Below are 15498 nucleotides of genomic sequence, written 5' to 3' on the forward strand. Positions count from 1 at the left end.
ACTCGGCCTGGATCGCCCGGGTCGGCCCAACGGGCCCGCCCAGCCTGTGGGCTGGCCGCCCACCCGCTCGCCGGCCCGGCCCGGCCCGGCTCGGCCTCAGCCAGCCTTGCCTCATCGGCTGGCCCGGCCCTGCGGCGCACGCCCAGTTCGTGCGGCTCATACCGGGTCCGGCGCGGCCGCCGGCCGCCGGCTGACCGATTCGCCGGTCCTGGACAGTAATTTCCGAGTGGCCCGCATACCCTTCCTGACCAGCAAGTCCTTACCTCCACGGGCCACCCCGCCGAAGGTGATCTCCACCTCCACCGACCACCCCGCCGGAGCCCTCGCGTGTGTTGCTTTTTTGTCGTACCCGGGGTGTACTCTCATTCTTAGTTAGAACGAGTGTTCGATTGGTTCGAACTCCTGTGCCAGTAGAACACCCGGCCTGACTACTCGGGAGCCGCGTTCGCGGCGGGGCTCCCGGATGCGGCGCCCGCGAAGTGCCGCATGCGAGGTCCGGGCATTCGCGGGTCCGGACCGGCACAAAAGGCAGGACCGTCGTCCGCTGTTCTCGACCCCCGAGCGGCGGGCGACGGACCCGCCGGCAAGTCCGGCCGGGTGTGGTGTGGGGAAGCTTCACACCCGGCCGGCTGCCACAACCGCTGTGTTCTTCCTCTTGCAGCGGATCGGTTCGACCAGCACGTCGGATGCGACACACGCGAGGAGACGACCATGGTGAGCAACCAGGCCCACCCGGTGCCCACTCTCAGACCGCCGAGCGCCTTCCCGGGCCCGATCCCGGGCCAGACGGCGAGCCCCGGTCCTCTGGCACACGCGCCCACGGCGGCGGCCCAGGCGGCGCCCACCGTCCCGGCCAACCTGCTGCCGAACCGCACCCCGGCCCAGCTGCTCGCCATAGCCCGCCAAGGGCTGGCGGAAGCGGCCGGCACCCGCCCGGACGGCCTGCGCTACGCGGCAGCCCACCTCGCGGCACTGCGCGCAGCCGCAGCGGTCCTCGCTGCCCGCGCCAGGCCGGCCGCGCCGACGAAGCGCAGCCGGGTGACGAGCGCCTGGTCCCTCCTGGTCCTGGTGGCACCCGAGTTCAGCGACTGGGCCAGCTACTTCGCCCTGGGCGCGACCAAGCGAGCCGCAGCCGAAGCAGGCATCCCCCGCGTGGTCAGCCCCCGCGAGGCGGACGACCTGCTACGCGCGGCGGAGCACTTCGTCTCCCTGGTTGAGTCCACCCTCGGCGTGGCCTACCAGCCAACCCTCGAAGCCGCCTAGGCGGCGGCCCGGCGGCCCTCCCGCTTCTGCCCCTTCGGGTGCGTCGGATTGGTCAATCACCTCGGTCGGCTGCGGAATGACCGTTTCCTCGGCGTCGATGATCAAGGGCGGCAAGTGCTGAATTCTGTGGCCGGTGACGTGCGATCCGCATGGCGGCGCCCAGTGGGCGGGCCTGATCGCCAGGTTGCGGCCGGCCGCAGACCGCCTCGATGGCATCCGGTAGTCCGTCGAAGATCACCTACCGGGTGGTGCCGAAACCGGTTGAGCCTTCGGTAACGCCTTCGGTAACGCCTGCGGCTGCTACTCGTAGCTGCCGGCTCGGGCTACGCGGATCCGGCTGGCGGCAGCGTGGCGGCTGCTCACCCGGGCTCCTGCCGCACCGCCTGGGTGCTGCTCGCGGTGGGTGAGCCCTCCGGATCGCTGGTGGCAATACCTCGTTCGCGACGTCGCTTCGGCGGAGTCGTGACGATAAAGATCAACTTCAATGTACGTGTACAAACGGGGCGGACAATGGCCGGGCGCATGATCAACGGTGCTGCGGCCCTTGCTGAGCTGGTTCGGCCGGCCAGCGACACCGGCGATTTCGGGACGCACCGGGTGCTGCCGGTCCTCCCCGAACTGAGCAGTCTCCTGCCGAGCCGAGGCCTGCGCCGCGGAACCACCATCGCGATCGGCATCACCCCCGGCCCTTCCGTCCATCAAGGCGCCCTCCCCACCCCATCGCCGCCACCCGCCGGCCCCCACGAGCGCGAAGCCTCCGCCAGCGCCGCCCGCCGCAACTCGCCAAGATCCGCACCCGACCCGCATGAAGAAGTCACGAACTGGCCAGGCGACAGAGCACCCGAGCTCGACGCTGTCGGCAGCGGATCAACAAATCGGCCGGGCGGTAGAGACTTTGCGGCTGACGGCGCCGGCGGCGAATTCATGGTTGGGCGAACCGAGTTCGGCGGCGCCAGCAGCGGATCTATCGCTGGGCCGGGCGGTAGAGGGTCCGCGCTCGACGGTGTTGGTGGCGGATCCACAAACGGGCCGGGCGGCAGAGGCCTCGCCACCGACGATGCCGGCGGCGGCTCTGCTGGCGGGCCTGGCATGGCGGAGTCCGCGACCAGCGGTCCGGGCGGCCGGTTCCCGAGCGAGCCGGGCACGAGAGCGACCGAAACCGGCGACGGATCCGCGAACGGTCCGGGCCGAAGAGGACCCGCAAACGGTGACGGATCCGCGAACGGTCCGGGTCGAAGAGGACCCGCAAACGGTGACGGATCCGCGAACGGTCCGGGCCGAAGAGGACCCACAAGCAGTGACGGATCCGCGAACGGTCTGAGCGCAAGAGGATCCGCGACCGCCGGATCCGAGAATGCGCCGGCCAGGAGAGGATCCGCGACCTCGCTGCGGAGCGCTCCGCCCCTCCCAGGCGCCACCATCCGGGGCGGCGGCGCGGTGCAACCCGGAGGAGGAAGCACCTCTCTACTCCTGGCCCTGCTCGCCGCCGCCTCCAACGCCGGTTCCTGGTGTGCCGTCGTCGGCGTCCCCACGCTCGGCGCGCTCGCCGCTGCGGAGAGTGGGATCGCCCTGGATCGGCTTGCGCTTGTGCCTGATCCCGGCCCCGAGTGGCCCACCGTCGTCGCCGCGCTCATCGATGGGGTGGATGTTGTTGTTGTTGCCGTACCGGGTCAGGTTTCGGCTTCGATCACCAGCCGGCTCGTCGCCCGGGCCCGGCAGCGTGGGTGTGTGCTTGTGCCCTATGGGCGGTGGGACGGCGCGGATGTGACGCTGCAGGTCACCCAGGGCCGCTGGGAAGGCCTCGGCGCGGGGCACGGCCGGCTGCGTCGGCGCAAGGTCACCGTCGTTGCCCGGGGCCGGGGTATGGCGGCCCGCCCCAAAGAGATCACCATGTGGATGCCGGGACTCACCGTCGTACCCCCGCACGACCCCACGCCCGGCACCCGATCGCGGCCCGCCGCTGTCCTCCCGGCCGCCGACCAGCCGGCCGAGGCCGAACGCGATGCCCAGCAGCCATCGCCGGCTCCTGGCGTTGAGGGGGCGACAGGACTGGCGTCCGTCACCTCGATCCTCCCGCAGCCGCCCGGCCGTGACCGGGCAGCGTGGCCAGGGCCGCCCGCCAGCGCCGCGGCCGCGGCGGTGACCGCTGCCGCAGCAGACCCGCCGGCGTCCACACCGCCAGAAGCGGTCGGGGGGTACGCGTGAGCCCCACCACCGCCGGAGTCCGCACCCTCGTCCTCTGGTGCCCCGACTGGCCCGTCATCGCCGCCGAGATCGTCGAAGGGATCGCGGCTTCCGGAGCTGTAGCCGTTCTCCACGGGAACAGAGTTCTTGCTTGTTCCGAGGCCGCCCGTGCGGACGGGGTGCGGCGCGGGTTGCGGCGGCGGGAGGCGCAGAGCCGGTGTCCTCAGCTCGTGGTCGTCGATCATGATCCGGGGCGGGATGCCCGGGCTTTCGAGCCGGTGGTCGCCGCCGTCGAGGAGGTTGCGGTCGGGGTCGAGGTGATCCGGGCCGGGGCTTGTGCGCTGGCCGCGCGGGGGCCCGCCCGCTACTTCGGGGGTGAGGAGCTCGCCGCCGAGCGGATCGTCGAGCAGGTCGCTCAGGCCTGTGCCGTCGAGAGTCAGGTGGGCATCGCCGACGGGGTGTTCGCCGCCGGGCTGGCCGCGCGGTCCGGGACGATTGTCGGCTCCGGGCGTACCCGGGAATTTCTCGCCGCCGTGCCCGTCGAGGCGCTGGAGCGGCCCGACCTGGCCGACCTGCTCCGGCGCTTGGGGGTCAAGACCCTCGGCGATTTCGCCGCCCTGCCCGCTTCCGACGTGCTCACGCGGTTCGGGTTCGACGGGGCGCTCGCGCACCGGCTCGCCGGCGGCTTCGACCATCGGCCGCTGGCGGTGCGGCAGCCGCCGCCCGACCTGGACGTCAGCGACACCTACGACGAGCCGCTCGAACGGGTCGACGTCGCCGCGTTCGCCGGCCGGGTGCTGGCCGAACGGCTGCACGAGCGGCTCGCCGCGCACGGGCTCGCCTGCACCCGGCTCGGCATCGAGGCGGTCACCGCCGACGGCCAGGAACTGCACCGGGTCTGGCGGCACGAGGGCCTGCTCACGGCCGCGGCCATCGCCGAACGCGTACGGTGGCAGCTCGACGGCTGGCTCACCGGCGCCCGGCGTGGGGCACCGAACCGGCCCACCGCCGGACTGGTCCGGCTGCGGCTCGTCCCGGACGGTGTCCTCGTCCACCTCGGCCTGCAACCCGGCCTCTGGGGCGACACCGGCGCCGAACGCGAACGGGCCCACCGCGCACTGAGCCGCATCCAAGGTCTGCTGGGGCCGGAAGCGGTGCTGACGGCCGTGCTCGGCGGGGGGCGTTCCGCGGACGACCAGGTACGCCTGGTCCCGTGGGGTGATGAGCGCACCCCGGCCCGGCCCACCGGCGAGGCTGCCGTTCCGTTGCCGGCGCTCGAACCGGTGGTGGTCTCCCTGGTCGATCCGCCGGCGCTGGTTGCGCTCCCGAGCCCGCCTCCCGAAGCGCTCCCGGCCGGAAAAGACGAGGCCGGCGAGGAGTGGGGGATCGGTGCCCGCTTGTGGGCAGTTCCGAGTGGGGCAGTAGCCGGGTCGCGGCCGGGAGTGGCGGCCCGCAAGGAGGAACCAAAGCTGGAAGCGGCAACGCCGGGGAAGACCGTCCCGGGGGAGGCCGGCCGCAAGCGAGGACGTAAAGGCGTCAAACGGCCCGTACCGATGCCGCCCTGGCCGGGTCGCCTGCCCCGCCCCGCGCCTGCCCTGGTTCTCCCGCAGGCACTGCCCGCCGTAGTGCTCGATGCCGACCGCCGTCCCGTCGGCGTCAGCGCCCGCCTAGAGCTCACCGGCGACCCCACCTTCCTGCTCATCGGCACCGCCGCCCCCGTCGTCATCGCCGGCTGGGCCGGCCCGTGGCCGGTCGACGAGCGCTGGTGGGCCCCCGCCGAGGCCCGTCGCCGGGCCCGATTCCAGGTCTCCCTCGACGACGGCCGGGCCCTGCTGCTCTCCCTCGCCGCCGGGCATTGGGCGATCGAGGCCATCTATGACTAGGGCCGGACGATGAGTTTCCACAATCCGCGGATGCCGTGGTCCAAGCTGGAGGGCACGCTCACCGGCAAGCATCTGCAGGTCGTCGATCCGCTCGCCGTCGACGGCGACGGCGGGGATTCCCCCGCCTGGAGCCGCAAGCGGCAGCCCTATCAAGCGCCGGCCCTGGTCCGGGCACCCAGCCGCGACCGGTACGCCGAACTGCACTGCCACACCAACTTCAGTTTCCTGGACGGCGCCAGCCACCCGGAGGAGCTCGCCGAGGAGGCCGCCCGCCTGGGGCTCACCGGGCTGGCCGTCACCGACCATGACGGGTTCTACGGGGTCGTGCGTTTCTCGCAGGCCGCCCGTGAGCTGGGGTTACCCACGATTTTCGGCGCCGAGTTGTCGCTGGATCTCGCCAAGCCGCAGAACGGTGAGGCCGACCCCGAGGGCCGGCATCTGCTTGCCCTCGCGCACGGCCCCGAGGGGTACGCCCGGCTGGCCCGCACCATCTCCCGCGGGCAGCTCGACGGCGAGGAGAAGGGCAAACCGGCGTACGGGGAGCTGGAGGACGTCGCCGCGGTTCTGCGTGACCATGTGCTCGTGCTGACCGGGTGCCGCAAGGGCAGTGTGCCGCGGGCGCTGGCCGGTGGCGGGCTGCCGGCTGCCGCGTACGAGCTGGACCGGCTCGTCGGGCTGTTCGGCCGCAGCAATGTCGTGGTGGAGCTGACCGCGCACGGCGACCCCTACGACGACGACCGCAACGACGCCCTGTACGAGCTGGCCCGCAGCCGCCGGCTGGAGGTGGTCGCGACCAACAACGTGCACTATGCGACTCCGGCGCGGCGCCGGCTGGCCACCGCGCTGGCCGCCGTACGGGCGCGGCGCAGCCTCGACGACATGGACGGCTGGCTGCCCGCTGCCGGCACCGCCCACTTGCGCAGCGGGGCCGAGATGCGGCGGCGGTTCGCGGCGTACCCGGGGGCGGTGGAGAACGCCGCGATGTTCGGTGATGATCTGGCCTTCGATCTGAACCTGGTCGCGCCGAAGCTGCCCGATTTCGACATTCCGCCCGGGCACACCGAGATGAGCTGGCTGCGGGAGCTGACCATGCGCGGCGCGCGGGAGCGGTACGGGCCGCCGCAGGCCCATCCGAAGGCGTACGCGCAGATCGAGCACGAGCTGAAGATGATCGCGGAGCTGAACTTCCCCGGGTACTTCCTGGTGGTCTACGACATCGTGAAGTTTTGCCGGGACGCGGACATCTACTGCCAGGGGCGGGGCTCGGCCGCCAACTCCGCGGTCTGTTACGCGCTGCGCATCACCAACGTGGACGCCGTCGCGTACGACCTGCTCTTCGAGCGGTTCCTGGCCCCGGAGCGGGACGGGCCGCCGGACATCGACGTCGACATCGAGTCCGACCGCCGCGAGGAGGTCATCCAGTACGTCTACCGCCGGTACGGCCGGGAGCACACCGCGCAGGTCGCCAACGTGATCTCGTACCGTCCGCGGTCCGCCGTCCGGGACATGGCCAAGGCCTTCGGTTTCTCGCCCGGGCAGCAGGACGCCTGGAGCAAGCAGATCGACCGCTGGGGCAGTGTCGCCTCGGTCGACGTCGAGGAGATCCCTGAGCAGGTCGTCGCGTTCGCCAACCAGGTGCAGAACTTCCCCCGGCACCTGGGCATCCACTCCGGCGGCATGGTCATCTGCGATCGGCCGATCATCGAGGTGTGCCCGGTGGAGTGGGGCCGGATGCCCGGGCGCACGGTGCTGCAGTGGGACAAGGACGACTGCGCGGCGATCGAGCTGGTCAAGTTCGACCTGCTGGGGCTGGGCATGCTGTCGGCGCTGCACTACGCGTACGACATGATCTCCTCCGACCTGGACATCGGCACCATGCGGCTGGACGATCCCGAGGTCTACGACATGTTGTGCCGGGCCGATTCCGTCGGGGTCTTCCAGGTGGAGAGCCGCGCGCAGATGGCGACGCTGCCCCGGCTCAAGCCCCGCGAGTTCTACGACCTGGTCGTCGAGGTCGCGCTGATCCGGCCCGGCCCGATCCAGGGCGGCTCGGTGCACCCGTTCATCCGCCGCAAGAACGGCCTGGAAGAGGTCACCTATCCGCATCCGCTGATGCGCAACGCGCTGGAGAAGACCCTCGGTGTGCCGCTGTTCCAGGAGCAGCTGATGCAGCTGGCCATCGACGTCGCGGGCTTCGACCCGGCCGAGGCCGATCAGCTGCGCCGGGCGATGGGATCCAAACGGTCGGTGGAGAAGATGGAACGGATCAAGAGCCGCCTGTACGCCGGGATGGCCGCCCGGGGCATCACCGGTGAGCTGGCCGACGACCTGTTCCAGAAGCTGTCCGCGTTCGCCAGCTACGGCTTCCCGGAGAGCCACGCGATGAGCTTCGCGTACCTGGTCTACGCCAGTTCCTGGCTCAAGCGCTACCACCCGGCGGCGTTCTGCGCGGCGCTGCTCAACGCCCAGCCGATGGGCTTCTACTCACCGCAGTCGCTGGTCGACGACGCCCGCCGGCACGGCGTCGAGGTGCGCCGCCCGGACATCAACCTCAGCGACGCCGCCGCGGTGCTGGAGTCGACCGCGCAGACCCGCTGGGGCAGCGCGCCCGGGGAGCCGCCGCACGCCTGGGGACTGGGTGGCCCGGCCGTGCGGATGGGGCTGAGCAGCGTCCGTACCCTCGGTGACGACCTGGCCCAGGTCATCGAGCAGGAACGACGCGCGCACGGGCCGTACCGGGATCTCGCGGATCTCGCGCGCCGGACCGGATGCTCGACCGCCCACCTGGAGGCCCTCGCGACCGCCGACGCCTTCGCGGGCTTCGGCCTCTCGCGGCGCGAGGCGCTGTGGGCGGCGGGCGCCGCCGCGCAGGATAAACCGGACCGCCTGCCGGGTACGGTCACCGGCACAACCGCGCCGACGCTGCCCGGCATGGCCGATGTGGACAAGCTCGTCGCGGACGTCTGGGCCACCGGCCTGTCCCCGGACGCGCATCCCGCCCAGTTCATCCGGGCCGAGCTGGACCGCGCGGAGGCGGTGCCGATCGCCCGGCTGGGCCGGGTCGAGGCCGGCACCCGGATCCGGGTCGGCGGCATCGTCACCCACCGGCAGCGGCCGGCGACGGCGGGCGGGGTCACGTTCATCAACCTCGAGGACGAGACCGGGATGCTCAACGTGACCTGTTCGCCGGGGCTGTGGCAGCGGTACAAGCGGGTGGCGCGCAGCAGCGCGGCGCTGATCGTGCGGGGGCGGCTGGAGAAGTCCGAAGGGGTGCTCAACCTGGTGGCGGATCGGCTGGAGGCGGTCACCCCACCGATCAGCCCGGCGTCCCGCGACTTCCGATGAACGGACACTATATTTCCGTTCTGCGCATCCTGCACCTTTTGTGGCGTAGACCGGATGCGCACCGGAAACGTGGCATCGGGGAGAGCACCATGATCAGCACCATCGCCGCCGCAGTCCTCCTGCTCGCGGCCCCGGTCTCCCTGGCCGGGACCGTGGCCGCGCCGGCTTCCATGGCCAGGCCGGCCTCCGTGGCTGAGGCGGCTTCCGCGGCTGAGGCGGCTTCCGTCGGCGCCCGGGTGAAGAAGACTGACCTCACGGTGAGTTATCTGGCTGACGCCGGCTACGCGGCCGCGGTGAAGCTGCGGTGCGACCCGGCCGGCGGGGCCCACCCCAAGAAGGTCAAGGCCTGCCGGTCGCTGGCCGCCGTCGGCGGCGACCCGAGCCGGCTCACCCCCGCGCCGATGATGTGCACGATGGAGTACGCGCCGGTCACCGCCCAGGTCAAGGGCACCTGGCGGGGCCGCCCGGTGAACTGGTCGCACAAGTTCGGCAACCGCTGCGACATGCACCGCACGACCGGGGTGCTCACGGCCTTCTGAGCAGCGACTCGGCCATGGTCTCGGCCAGCCAGCGCTCGTAGCGGTCCAGGCTCCAGCCGCGCCGGCGGGTGAAGCGGTCCAGCAGTTCCGGGGCGGTCAGGGCCCATAGCACGTCGCCGGCCTCCGCCTCGGTGAGCCCGTCGCGCAGCCCGAAGCGCCGCGCGACGTGCCGGGCGATCCCCGCGGTGCCGATCGCCCGCTCACCCTCGATCTTGTCGACGAACGCGCGGACGTCCGGGTCGCGCCCCGCGCCCTGCACGAACACCACCGCGATCAGCGGCCCGGCCCGCTCGAAGATCTCCCGGCCCATCCGGGCGTACAGCCGCAGGCACTCGTGCGGGTCGGTGGCGGCGAGCATGGCCCGCGCGATCGGCCGGTCGATCATCGGTACGGGCGCGTCGTCGCCGGCCAGCGCCACGTCGTACACGGCCTTGAGCAGCGCCGCCTTGCCGCCGACCAGGTTGTACACGGTCTGCGGGCTGACCGCGGCCCGCTTGGCGATCGCCTCGATGGTCGCGCCGAAGTAGCCCCGGCGCAGGAACAGGTCACGGGCCGCCACCAGCACCTTCTGCCGGGTGGCCCGGACCTGTTCCGCTCTCGCCGGGTTTCTCATGCCTCGCTCAGGGGGATCGGCGCCGGTGGCCGCAACGCGCCGACCTGCCACAGCACGCTCAGCTCGTCGCGGACGCCCCAGTGCTCGGCGAGCAGGCCGTTCTCGGCGCGGTAGAGGTGCATGGTCGGCATCGCGTACGGCCTGCCGGTGGGTGCGAAGCCGAGCGTATCGACGTCGTGGACACCGTGCGCGGTGGCCCGGATCGCGACTTTGTCCCCGTCGGCGACCATGTCGTGCACCTCGTAGCGGATCTTCAGCGCGGTGGTGAGGAACGTGAGGATCTGCAGGTAGCCCGCGCGGCCCTGCGGCGCCCACGGTGGCGCGCCGTGATCGACGAAGTCCTCGGCGACCAGGTGTCCCGCGGCGGCGACGTCCCCGGTGTCGAAGACCTCCAGTACCTGACGGGCGAGCTTCTCGGCAGTGTTCATCGGTGGTGTCCCTTTCCGGTACGGCGTTGACTGGAACCACGTTCCAGCCAGGGCACCGCCGCGGGCAACGATCATGGAAAGACCGGCCGTCGTCCTCCAGCGAAGCGGCTCCGCACTCCGGCTGCGCGCCCGGCCGATACGCTGCCCAGGTGGACACCGCATCGACGCGAACCCCCCGCCCGCCCGTCACCGTGCGTACTGCTGCCGTCTGGGCCGTGCTCCGCCGCGAGCTCGAGCGCAGCGCCGGGCGGGAGCTGACCGTGCTGGACGTCGGCGGCGGGACCGGTGGTTTCGCCGTACCGCTGGCCGAGGCCGGGCACACCGTGACCGTCGTGGACGCCAGCCCCGACGCCCTCGCCGCCCTGACCCGGCGGGCCGCCGACGCGGGCGTGGCCGACCGGGTCCGCGCGGTGCAGGGCGACGGCGACGCGCTCGCCGGGCTGGTCCCGCCGGGCAGCGCCGACCTGATCCTGTGCCACGCCGTGCTGGAGGTCGTCGACGACCCGGCCAAGGTGGTCGCCGCGATCAGCGCCGCTCTGCGCCCCGGTGGCGCGGTCAGCTTGCTGGTCGCGGGCCGGGCGGCAGCCGTGCTGGGCCGCGCGGTCAACGGCCACATCGCCGCGGCGGCCGCACTGTTCGGCGACGACGAGGGTCGCGCCGGCACCCGCGACACCCTACGCCGGCGCTACGACGCGGAGACCGCGTCGACGCTGCTGAGCGCGGCGGGCCTCACGGTCGAGGAGATCCACGGGGTACGCGTACTCGCCGACCTCGTACCGGCCGCCGTGGTCGAGGCGGACCCGCAGGCGATGCTGGAGCTGGAACTGGCCCTCGCCGCCCGCCCGCCGTTCCGTGACATCGCCTCCCAGCTGCACCTCTTCGCGCGGCGCCCATGACCGATCAGCTGCCCCCGGAGGCCTTCACCCCGGTCCGGCCCGCGTACGGGAGCGCCAGCCTGGCCGACCTGATGCCCAGTGTCTCCGCGGTGCTCGGCGTGCCCGGCACCACGGATGTGCTGGGGCTGGGCGCCGAGCTCGACGGCGTGGACCGGATCGCGGTGCTGCTGGTCGACGGGCTGGGCACGTACCAGATCCCGGTCGCCGCGGCCCACGCCCCGATCCTGGGTGAGCTGCCCGCCCGGGCCCTGACCTCGGGTTTTCCCTCCACGACCCCGGTCAGCCTGGTCACCCTGGGCACCGGAGCACTGCCCGGCGCGCACGGCATCCTCGGCTTCACGCTGCACAAGCCCGACGGCGGCATCCTCAACCACATCAAGTGGGGCGACGACCCGGACCCGGCCAAATGGCAGCCGCAACCGACCCGCTTCGAGACGGCGATGGCGGCCGGATTGCCCGTCACCCAGGTGACCCGGCCCGAGTTCGAGGGCACCGGCCTCACCGTGGCGGCCAACCGAGGAGCCACCTTCTCCGGCGCCGCCGACCCGCTCGCCCTGTCCGACCGCATGCTGGCGGCCCTGTCCCGGCCCGGCCTGGTCTACGGCTACCACCCCGACCTAGATCACCACGGGCACGGCACCGGCGTCGACTCACCGCCCTGGCAGGAAGCGGCCCGGGAGGTCGGCCGGCTCGTGACGCGGCTCGCCGACGGGCTGCCGGAGGGCGCGGCGCTGCTGGTCACGGCCGACCACGGGCAGCTCAACGTGCCTGCCGAGGGCCGCATCGACCTGGGCCGGGACCCGGTGCTGGCGGCCGGGATCGTCGCGGTCGCCGGTGAACCCCGGGTCCGCTACCTGTACGTGGAGGACGGCGCCCGCGACGACGTGATCGCCGCGTGGCGCGGGGTGCTGGGGGACAAGGCCTGGGTGCTGACGCGCGAGGAGGCGATCGCGGGCGGCTGGTACGGGCCGGTGCCGCCCGAGCACGAGAGCCGGATCGGTGACGTCGTGGTGATCTGCCAGGGGCGGACGGTGATCGTGGCCAGTGGGTGGGAGCCGCCGGCGGTGGGGCAGCTGGTCGCGTACCACGGGTCGGTGACCGCGGCCGAGATGACCATCCCGCTGCTGATCGTGCGCTGACCCGGCTTTTTGTCGTACCCCGCGGATAGCGTTCCCGTCGTGGGACGAAGTCAGGCCATCGGCCGGGGGCGTGATCCGCGGTTCGGGCCGGAGGCCGACGACGCGGGCTGCACCATCCTGCACGTCGACATGGACGCGTTCTTCGCCGCCGTCGAGGTCCGTCGCCGCCCCGAGCTGCGCGGCAAGGCGGTCATCGTGGGCGGGCTGGGCCCCCGCGGCGTGGTCAGCTCGGCCAGCTACGAGGCCCGCCGCTTCGGCGTGCGCAGCGCGATGCCGGCCATGCGGGCCCGCGCCCTGTGCCCGCACGCGGTGTTCCTGCCGCCCGACTTCACCGAGTATTCGGCCGCCTCCACCGCCGTCATGCGGATCTTCCGGGATGTCACGCCGCTGGTCGAGCCGCTCTCCCTGGACGAGGCCTTCCTCGACGTGGCCGGTGCCCAGCGGCTGCTCGGCCGCCCGGCGGTCATCGCCCGGGACATCCGCGCCCGGATCGCCGAGGAGCAGCGGCTGACCTGCTCGGTCGGGGTCGCGCCGAGCAAGTTCGTGGCCAAGCTCGGCTCCACCCGGGCCAAGCCCGACGGCGTGATCGTCGTGCCGACCGGCCAGGTGCTCGACTTCCTGCACCCGCTGCCGGTCGACGCGCTGTGGGGCGTGGGGGAGAAGGCCGCCGAGACGCTGCACCGGCTCGGCCTCATGACTGTCGGTGACCTGGCTGCCGCGCCGCTGGGCATGCTGCGGTCCGCGCTCGGGGAGGCTTCCGCCGCGCACCTGCACGAGCTGGCCTGGGGGCGGGACAGCCGCCGTGTGGTGGCCGAGCACGTGGACAAGTCGATCGGCGCCGAGATGACGTACGACACCGACGTCACCGACCCGGTGACGATCCGGCGCAGCCTGCTGGCCCTGGCCGACAAGGTCGGGGCCCGGCTGCGCGCCGCCGGGCACGTGGGCCGGACCGTCACGATCAAGATCCGGGTGGCGGACTTCCGGACGGTCAACCGGTCCCGCACGATGCCGACGGGCACCGATGTGGCCCGGGAGATTTTTGCGACTTCCTGGACGCTGTTCGAGGCGCTGCGGGTCGCCGAGCCGATCCGCCTCGTCGGCGTCCGGGTCGAGGGGCTCAGCGCCGCCGCGACCACATCACGGCAGCTCACGCTGGGGGAGCCGGAGCGCGGCTGGCGCGAGGCGGAGGCCGCGACGGACGCTCTGGCGGCCCGTTTCGGCCGCTCCATCGTCGGACCGGCCAGTCTTTTGGGACAAACCGATCATCGCCGAACCGAAAATCACCCGCACTCGACGGTCGTCCCGCTTTCCGACCCGCCGACGCCCTCGTAGACTTGCGGTAAGGCAGCCGGTCGGCTGTCTCGCACCATCGGCCCGCCTGCACCACCGCCGGGGGGCCGGACATGCGCCCGGGGAGGAATGCCGTGCCGCTCTCGGAGCACGAGCAGCGGCTGTTCGACCAAATCGAGCAGTCGCTTGCCGAGGACCCCAAATTCGCCTCGGCTGTGCGGGCCAGCGACCCGCGTTTCCACGCCCGGCGCCGACTCGTCGTCGCCGCGTTCGTGATCGTCGCTGGTCTGGCGTTGGTTGTCTACGGCACGGTGAGCAGCAACACGCTGCTCGGCGTGGCGGGATTCGTGGTCATGCTGGCCGCGGCCGCGTTCGGGATGCAGAGCCGGCGGAAGGGTCAGGCTCCTGACCTGCACGCCGTCGGTGGCACCGCGACCCGTCGCACCCGCTCGACCCGGAAAGCGGGCTTCATCGACCGGCTCGAGGACCGCTGGCGTCAGCGTCCCGAGGGCCACCGCTAGCCCGGACAACCAGCGGCGACGAATGGCGGCCATCCGGCCGCCATCGCCGTATCCGCACGCTCATCACCACGATGAGCAGGAAATATCGCAGCGGCGTCCTGCAGAGGGACGCCGCTCATTGCTACGCCCGGGCCAGGCCGGAACTGCAGGATGCAGCGGACCGACCCGCCGCGCCTGGGGTTGACCTCAAGCCGGCTTCCGGTTTTACCGTCAGCCGATGACTGCGACTTTCACCCCCGTATCCGCCCCCGAGCAGGACCGGCACGACCTCATCGCCCTCGTGGCCGAGATCGAACGAGCTCAGCAGCAGGAGGACGTCGAGGGCTTCCTCTCGCTGTTCGCACCGACCGCGGTCTGGGTGAACGGCGCGGGAACGCGCCTCATCGGCATCGAGGAGATCAGCGAGTTCACCCGCGGCGTCCTGCCCGGAGCCATGGCCGACGGCTCGGTCACCTACGAGGTCGAGCACATCGCCTTCATCACGCCTGACGTGGCCTTGACCGGCGTACGCCAGCAGTACCTCGACGCGGCCGGGAGGCCTCTCGCTGAGGACGGCGCGGGAAGCCCGAGCTACCTGTGGTCCCGGACCGACGGCAGCTGGAAGATCGTGGCCGGCCAGAACACGGCCGTCGTCGCGTCGTACTGACCGCGGGGACCGGCTTGCCCATGCCTGAACGCTAATGACTGTGCAGCAGCGTTTCGGTGATCTCCTGTACTCGTGCGGCGGTGATGCCGGTGCGTTGCTCGACGGCGAGGGGATGGTCGGTCGGTTCCAACTCGATCGCGGGACGCTCGCCGAGCGATCGCGTGTGCAGATGGGTCTTCAGATTCAGCGTCGACGCCGGATAGGCCGGGATCTCGTTGGACAGCCAGCCGAAGTACGGCGGCTCGGTCTCGCGGCCGGACTGGTCCCACAGCTTCACCGCCCGGAAGAAGTTGTCCTTGCCGAGCGAGACCCAGACGTTCCAGGCGAAGACCTGATCGCTGTCGACCACGGGAATCTCGATCAGCCCCCGGACAAAGAATCCCTGATCCTTGATCACGCAGATCTCGGGCTCCAGGACGTTGAGCGGCTCGGTGGCAAGATCGTCCGACCAGTACGCCGGCGCAGGCAGCCCGAACCCCATCGCCGGCCCGGGGTGCCGTTCATGGCAGCAACGACACACAAAGCCCCGCTCCGATGACATGGGATCGAAGCTTACGGTGTGCCGTCAGCGGCGGTCGGTGAGTGCTGCCTCCAGCCGTAACCCGATCCCGGTGATCACGAGCAGGCCCGCGAAGAAGTAGCCCTTGGCGGGCGTGCTCTCCGTGACCAGCCCGATGAGCGAGATCAGCAGGCCGACCAGCAGCGCGATAGTGCCCAAGATCCTCGTCGTGTCGGTCCGTCGTCCCCG

The 15498-nt window shown here is 72.0% G+C and carries 13 protein-coding genes and 1 pseudogene; 10 read left to right on the top strand and 4 right to left on the bottom strand.

Annotated elements, in window-relative coordinates:
- Window positions 1-711 precede the first annotated feature (711 nt).
- The 5 genes and pseudogenes from ACQP2Y_RS10070 (at window position 712) to ACQP2Y_RS10090 (ending at window position 9214) form a co-directional block, all read left to right on the top strand.
- Window positions 712-1263 (top strand): SAV_6107 family HEPN domain-containing protein, encoded by a 552-nt coding sequence (locus ACQP2Y_RS10070; protein ID WP_360832853.1) that lies wholly within the window; start codon window positions 712-714, stop codon window positions 1261-1263.
- A 1317-nt stretch (window positions 1264-2580) separates the two neighbouring features.
- Window positions 2581-3249, top strand: a pseudogene (locus tag ACQP2Y_RS10075) (hypothetical protein); the annotation flags it as partial.
- 215 nt (window positions 3250-3464) lie between these two features.
- Window positions 3465-5330 carry a DNA polymerase Y family protein gene (locus tag ACQP2Y_RS10080; protein ID WP_433726636.1) on the top strand — a complete coding sequence of 622 codons (1866 nt, stop codon included), beginning with the start codon at window positions 3465-3467 and terminating at the stop codon, window positions 5328-5330.
- Window positions 5331-5339: 9 nt separating this feature from the next.
- Window positions 5340-8675: an error-prone DNA polymerase gene (locus ACQP2Y_RS10085; protein WP_433726637.1), complete on the top strand. Its 3336-nt coding sequence runs from the start codon at window positions 5340-5342 to the stop codon at window positions 8673-8675.
- 89 nt (window positions 8676-8764) lie between these two features.
- The gene (locus ACQP2Y_RS10090; RefSeq protein ID WP_433726639.1) at window positions 8765-9214 is read left to right on the top strand and encodes an SSI family serine proteinase inhibitor; all 450 of its coding nucleotides are present in this window, start codon (window positions 8765-8767) and stop codon (window positions 9212-9214) included.
- Here ACQP2Y_RS10090 and ACQP2Y_RS10095 read toward each other — a convergent pair.
- Together ACQP2Y_RS10095 and ACQP2Y_RS10100 are read right to left on the bottom strand one after the other, a co-directional pair.
- A complete protein-coding gene (locus ACQP2Y_RS10095; RefSeq protein WP_433726640.1) occupies window positions 9201-9827 on the bottom strand; it encodes a TetR/AcrR family transcriptional regulator in 627 nt (208 codons plus the stop codon). The two genes, ACQP2Y_RS10090 and ACQP2Y_RS10095, sit on opposite strands and share 14 nt — an antisense overlap.
- Complete coding sequence (locus ACQP2Y_RS10100) at window positions 9824-10255, bottom strand: ester cyclase (RefSeq protein ID WP_433726642.1); 432 nt, start codon at window positions 10253-10255, stop codon at window positions 9824-9826. The genes ACQP2Y_RS10095 and ACQP2Y_RS10100 overlap by 4 nt, the downstream gene beginning before the upstream one ends.
- Before the next feature lie 149 nt (window positions 10256-10404).
- On the opposite strand from ACQP2Y_RS10100, the gene ACQP2Y_RS10105 reads away from it, so the two are divergent.
- From ACQP2Y_RS10105 to ACQP2Y_RS10125, 5 genes are all read left to right on the top strand, one after another.
- Window positions 10405-11151 carry a methyltransferase domain-containing protein gene (locus ACQP2Y_RS10105; RefSeq protein ID WP_433726644.1) on the top strand — a complete coding sequence of 249 codons (747 nt, stop codon included), beginning with the start codon at window positions 10405-10407 and terminating at the stop codon, window positions 11149-11151.
- The gene (locus tag ACQP2Y_RS10110; RefSeq protein ID WP_433726645.1) at window positions 11148-12290 is read left to right on the top strand and encodes an alkaline phosphatase family protein; all 1143 of its coding nucleotides are present in this window, start codon (window positions 11148-11150) and stop codon (window positions 12288-12290) included. The genes ACQP2Y_RS10105 and ACQP2Y_RS10110 overlap by 4 nt, the downstream gene beginning before the upstream one ends.
- Before the next feature lie 39 nt (window positions 12291-12329).
- On the top strand, window positions 12330-13625 hold the full coding sequence (locus tag ACQP2Y_RS10115; RefSeq protein WP_433726647.1) for a DNA polymerase IV: 1296 nt from the start codon (window positions 12330-12332) through the stop codon (window positions 13623-13625).
- Window positions 13626-13717: 92 nt separating this feature from the next.
- Window positions 13718-14104 (top strand): DUF3040 domain-containing protein, encoded by a 387-nt coding sequence (locus tag ACQP2Y_RS10120; RefSeq protein ID WP_212993889.1) that lies wholly within the window; start codon window positions 13718-13720, stop codon window positions 14102-14104.
- Window positions 14105-14321: 217 nt separating this feature from the next.
- On the top strand, window positions 14322-14750 hold the full coding sequence (locus ACQP2Y_RS10125) for an SgcJ/EcaC family oxidoreductase (protein ID WP_433726650.1): 429 nt from the start codon (window positions 14322-14324) through the stop codon (window positions 14748-14750).
- A gap of 31 nt (window positions 14751-14781) precedes the next feature.
- Here ACQP2Y_RS10125 and ACQP2Y_RS10130 read toward each other — a convergent pair whose 3' ends face one another.
- Together ACQP2Y_RS10130 and ACQP2Y_RS10135 are read right to left on the bottom strand one after the other, a co-directional pair.
- The gene (locus ACQP2Y_RS10130; RefSeq protein WP_433726652.1) at window positions 14782-15291 is read right to left on the bottom strand and encodes a DUF2199 domain-containing protein; all 510 of its coding nucleotides are present in this window, start codon (window positions 15289-15291) and stop codon (window positions 14782-14784) included.
- Window positions 15292-15315: 24 nt separating this feature from the next.
- Complete coding sequence (locus ACQP2Y_RS10135) at window positions 15316-15468, bottom strand: hypothetical protein (RefSeq protein ID WP_433726654.1); 153 nt, start codon at window positions 15466-15468, stop codon at window positions 15316-15318.
- Window positions 15469-15498: the final 30 nt, after the last annotated feature.

Origin of the sequence: Actinoplanes sp. CA-051413 (genome assembly GCF_050955795.1) — a bacterium.
Lineage (GTDB): Bacteria > Actinomycetota > Actinomycetes > Mycobacteriales > Micromonosporaceae > Actinoplanes.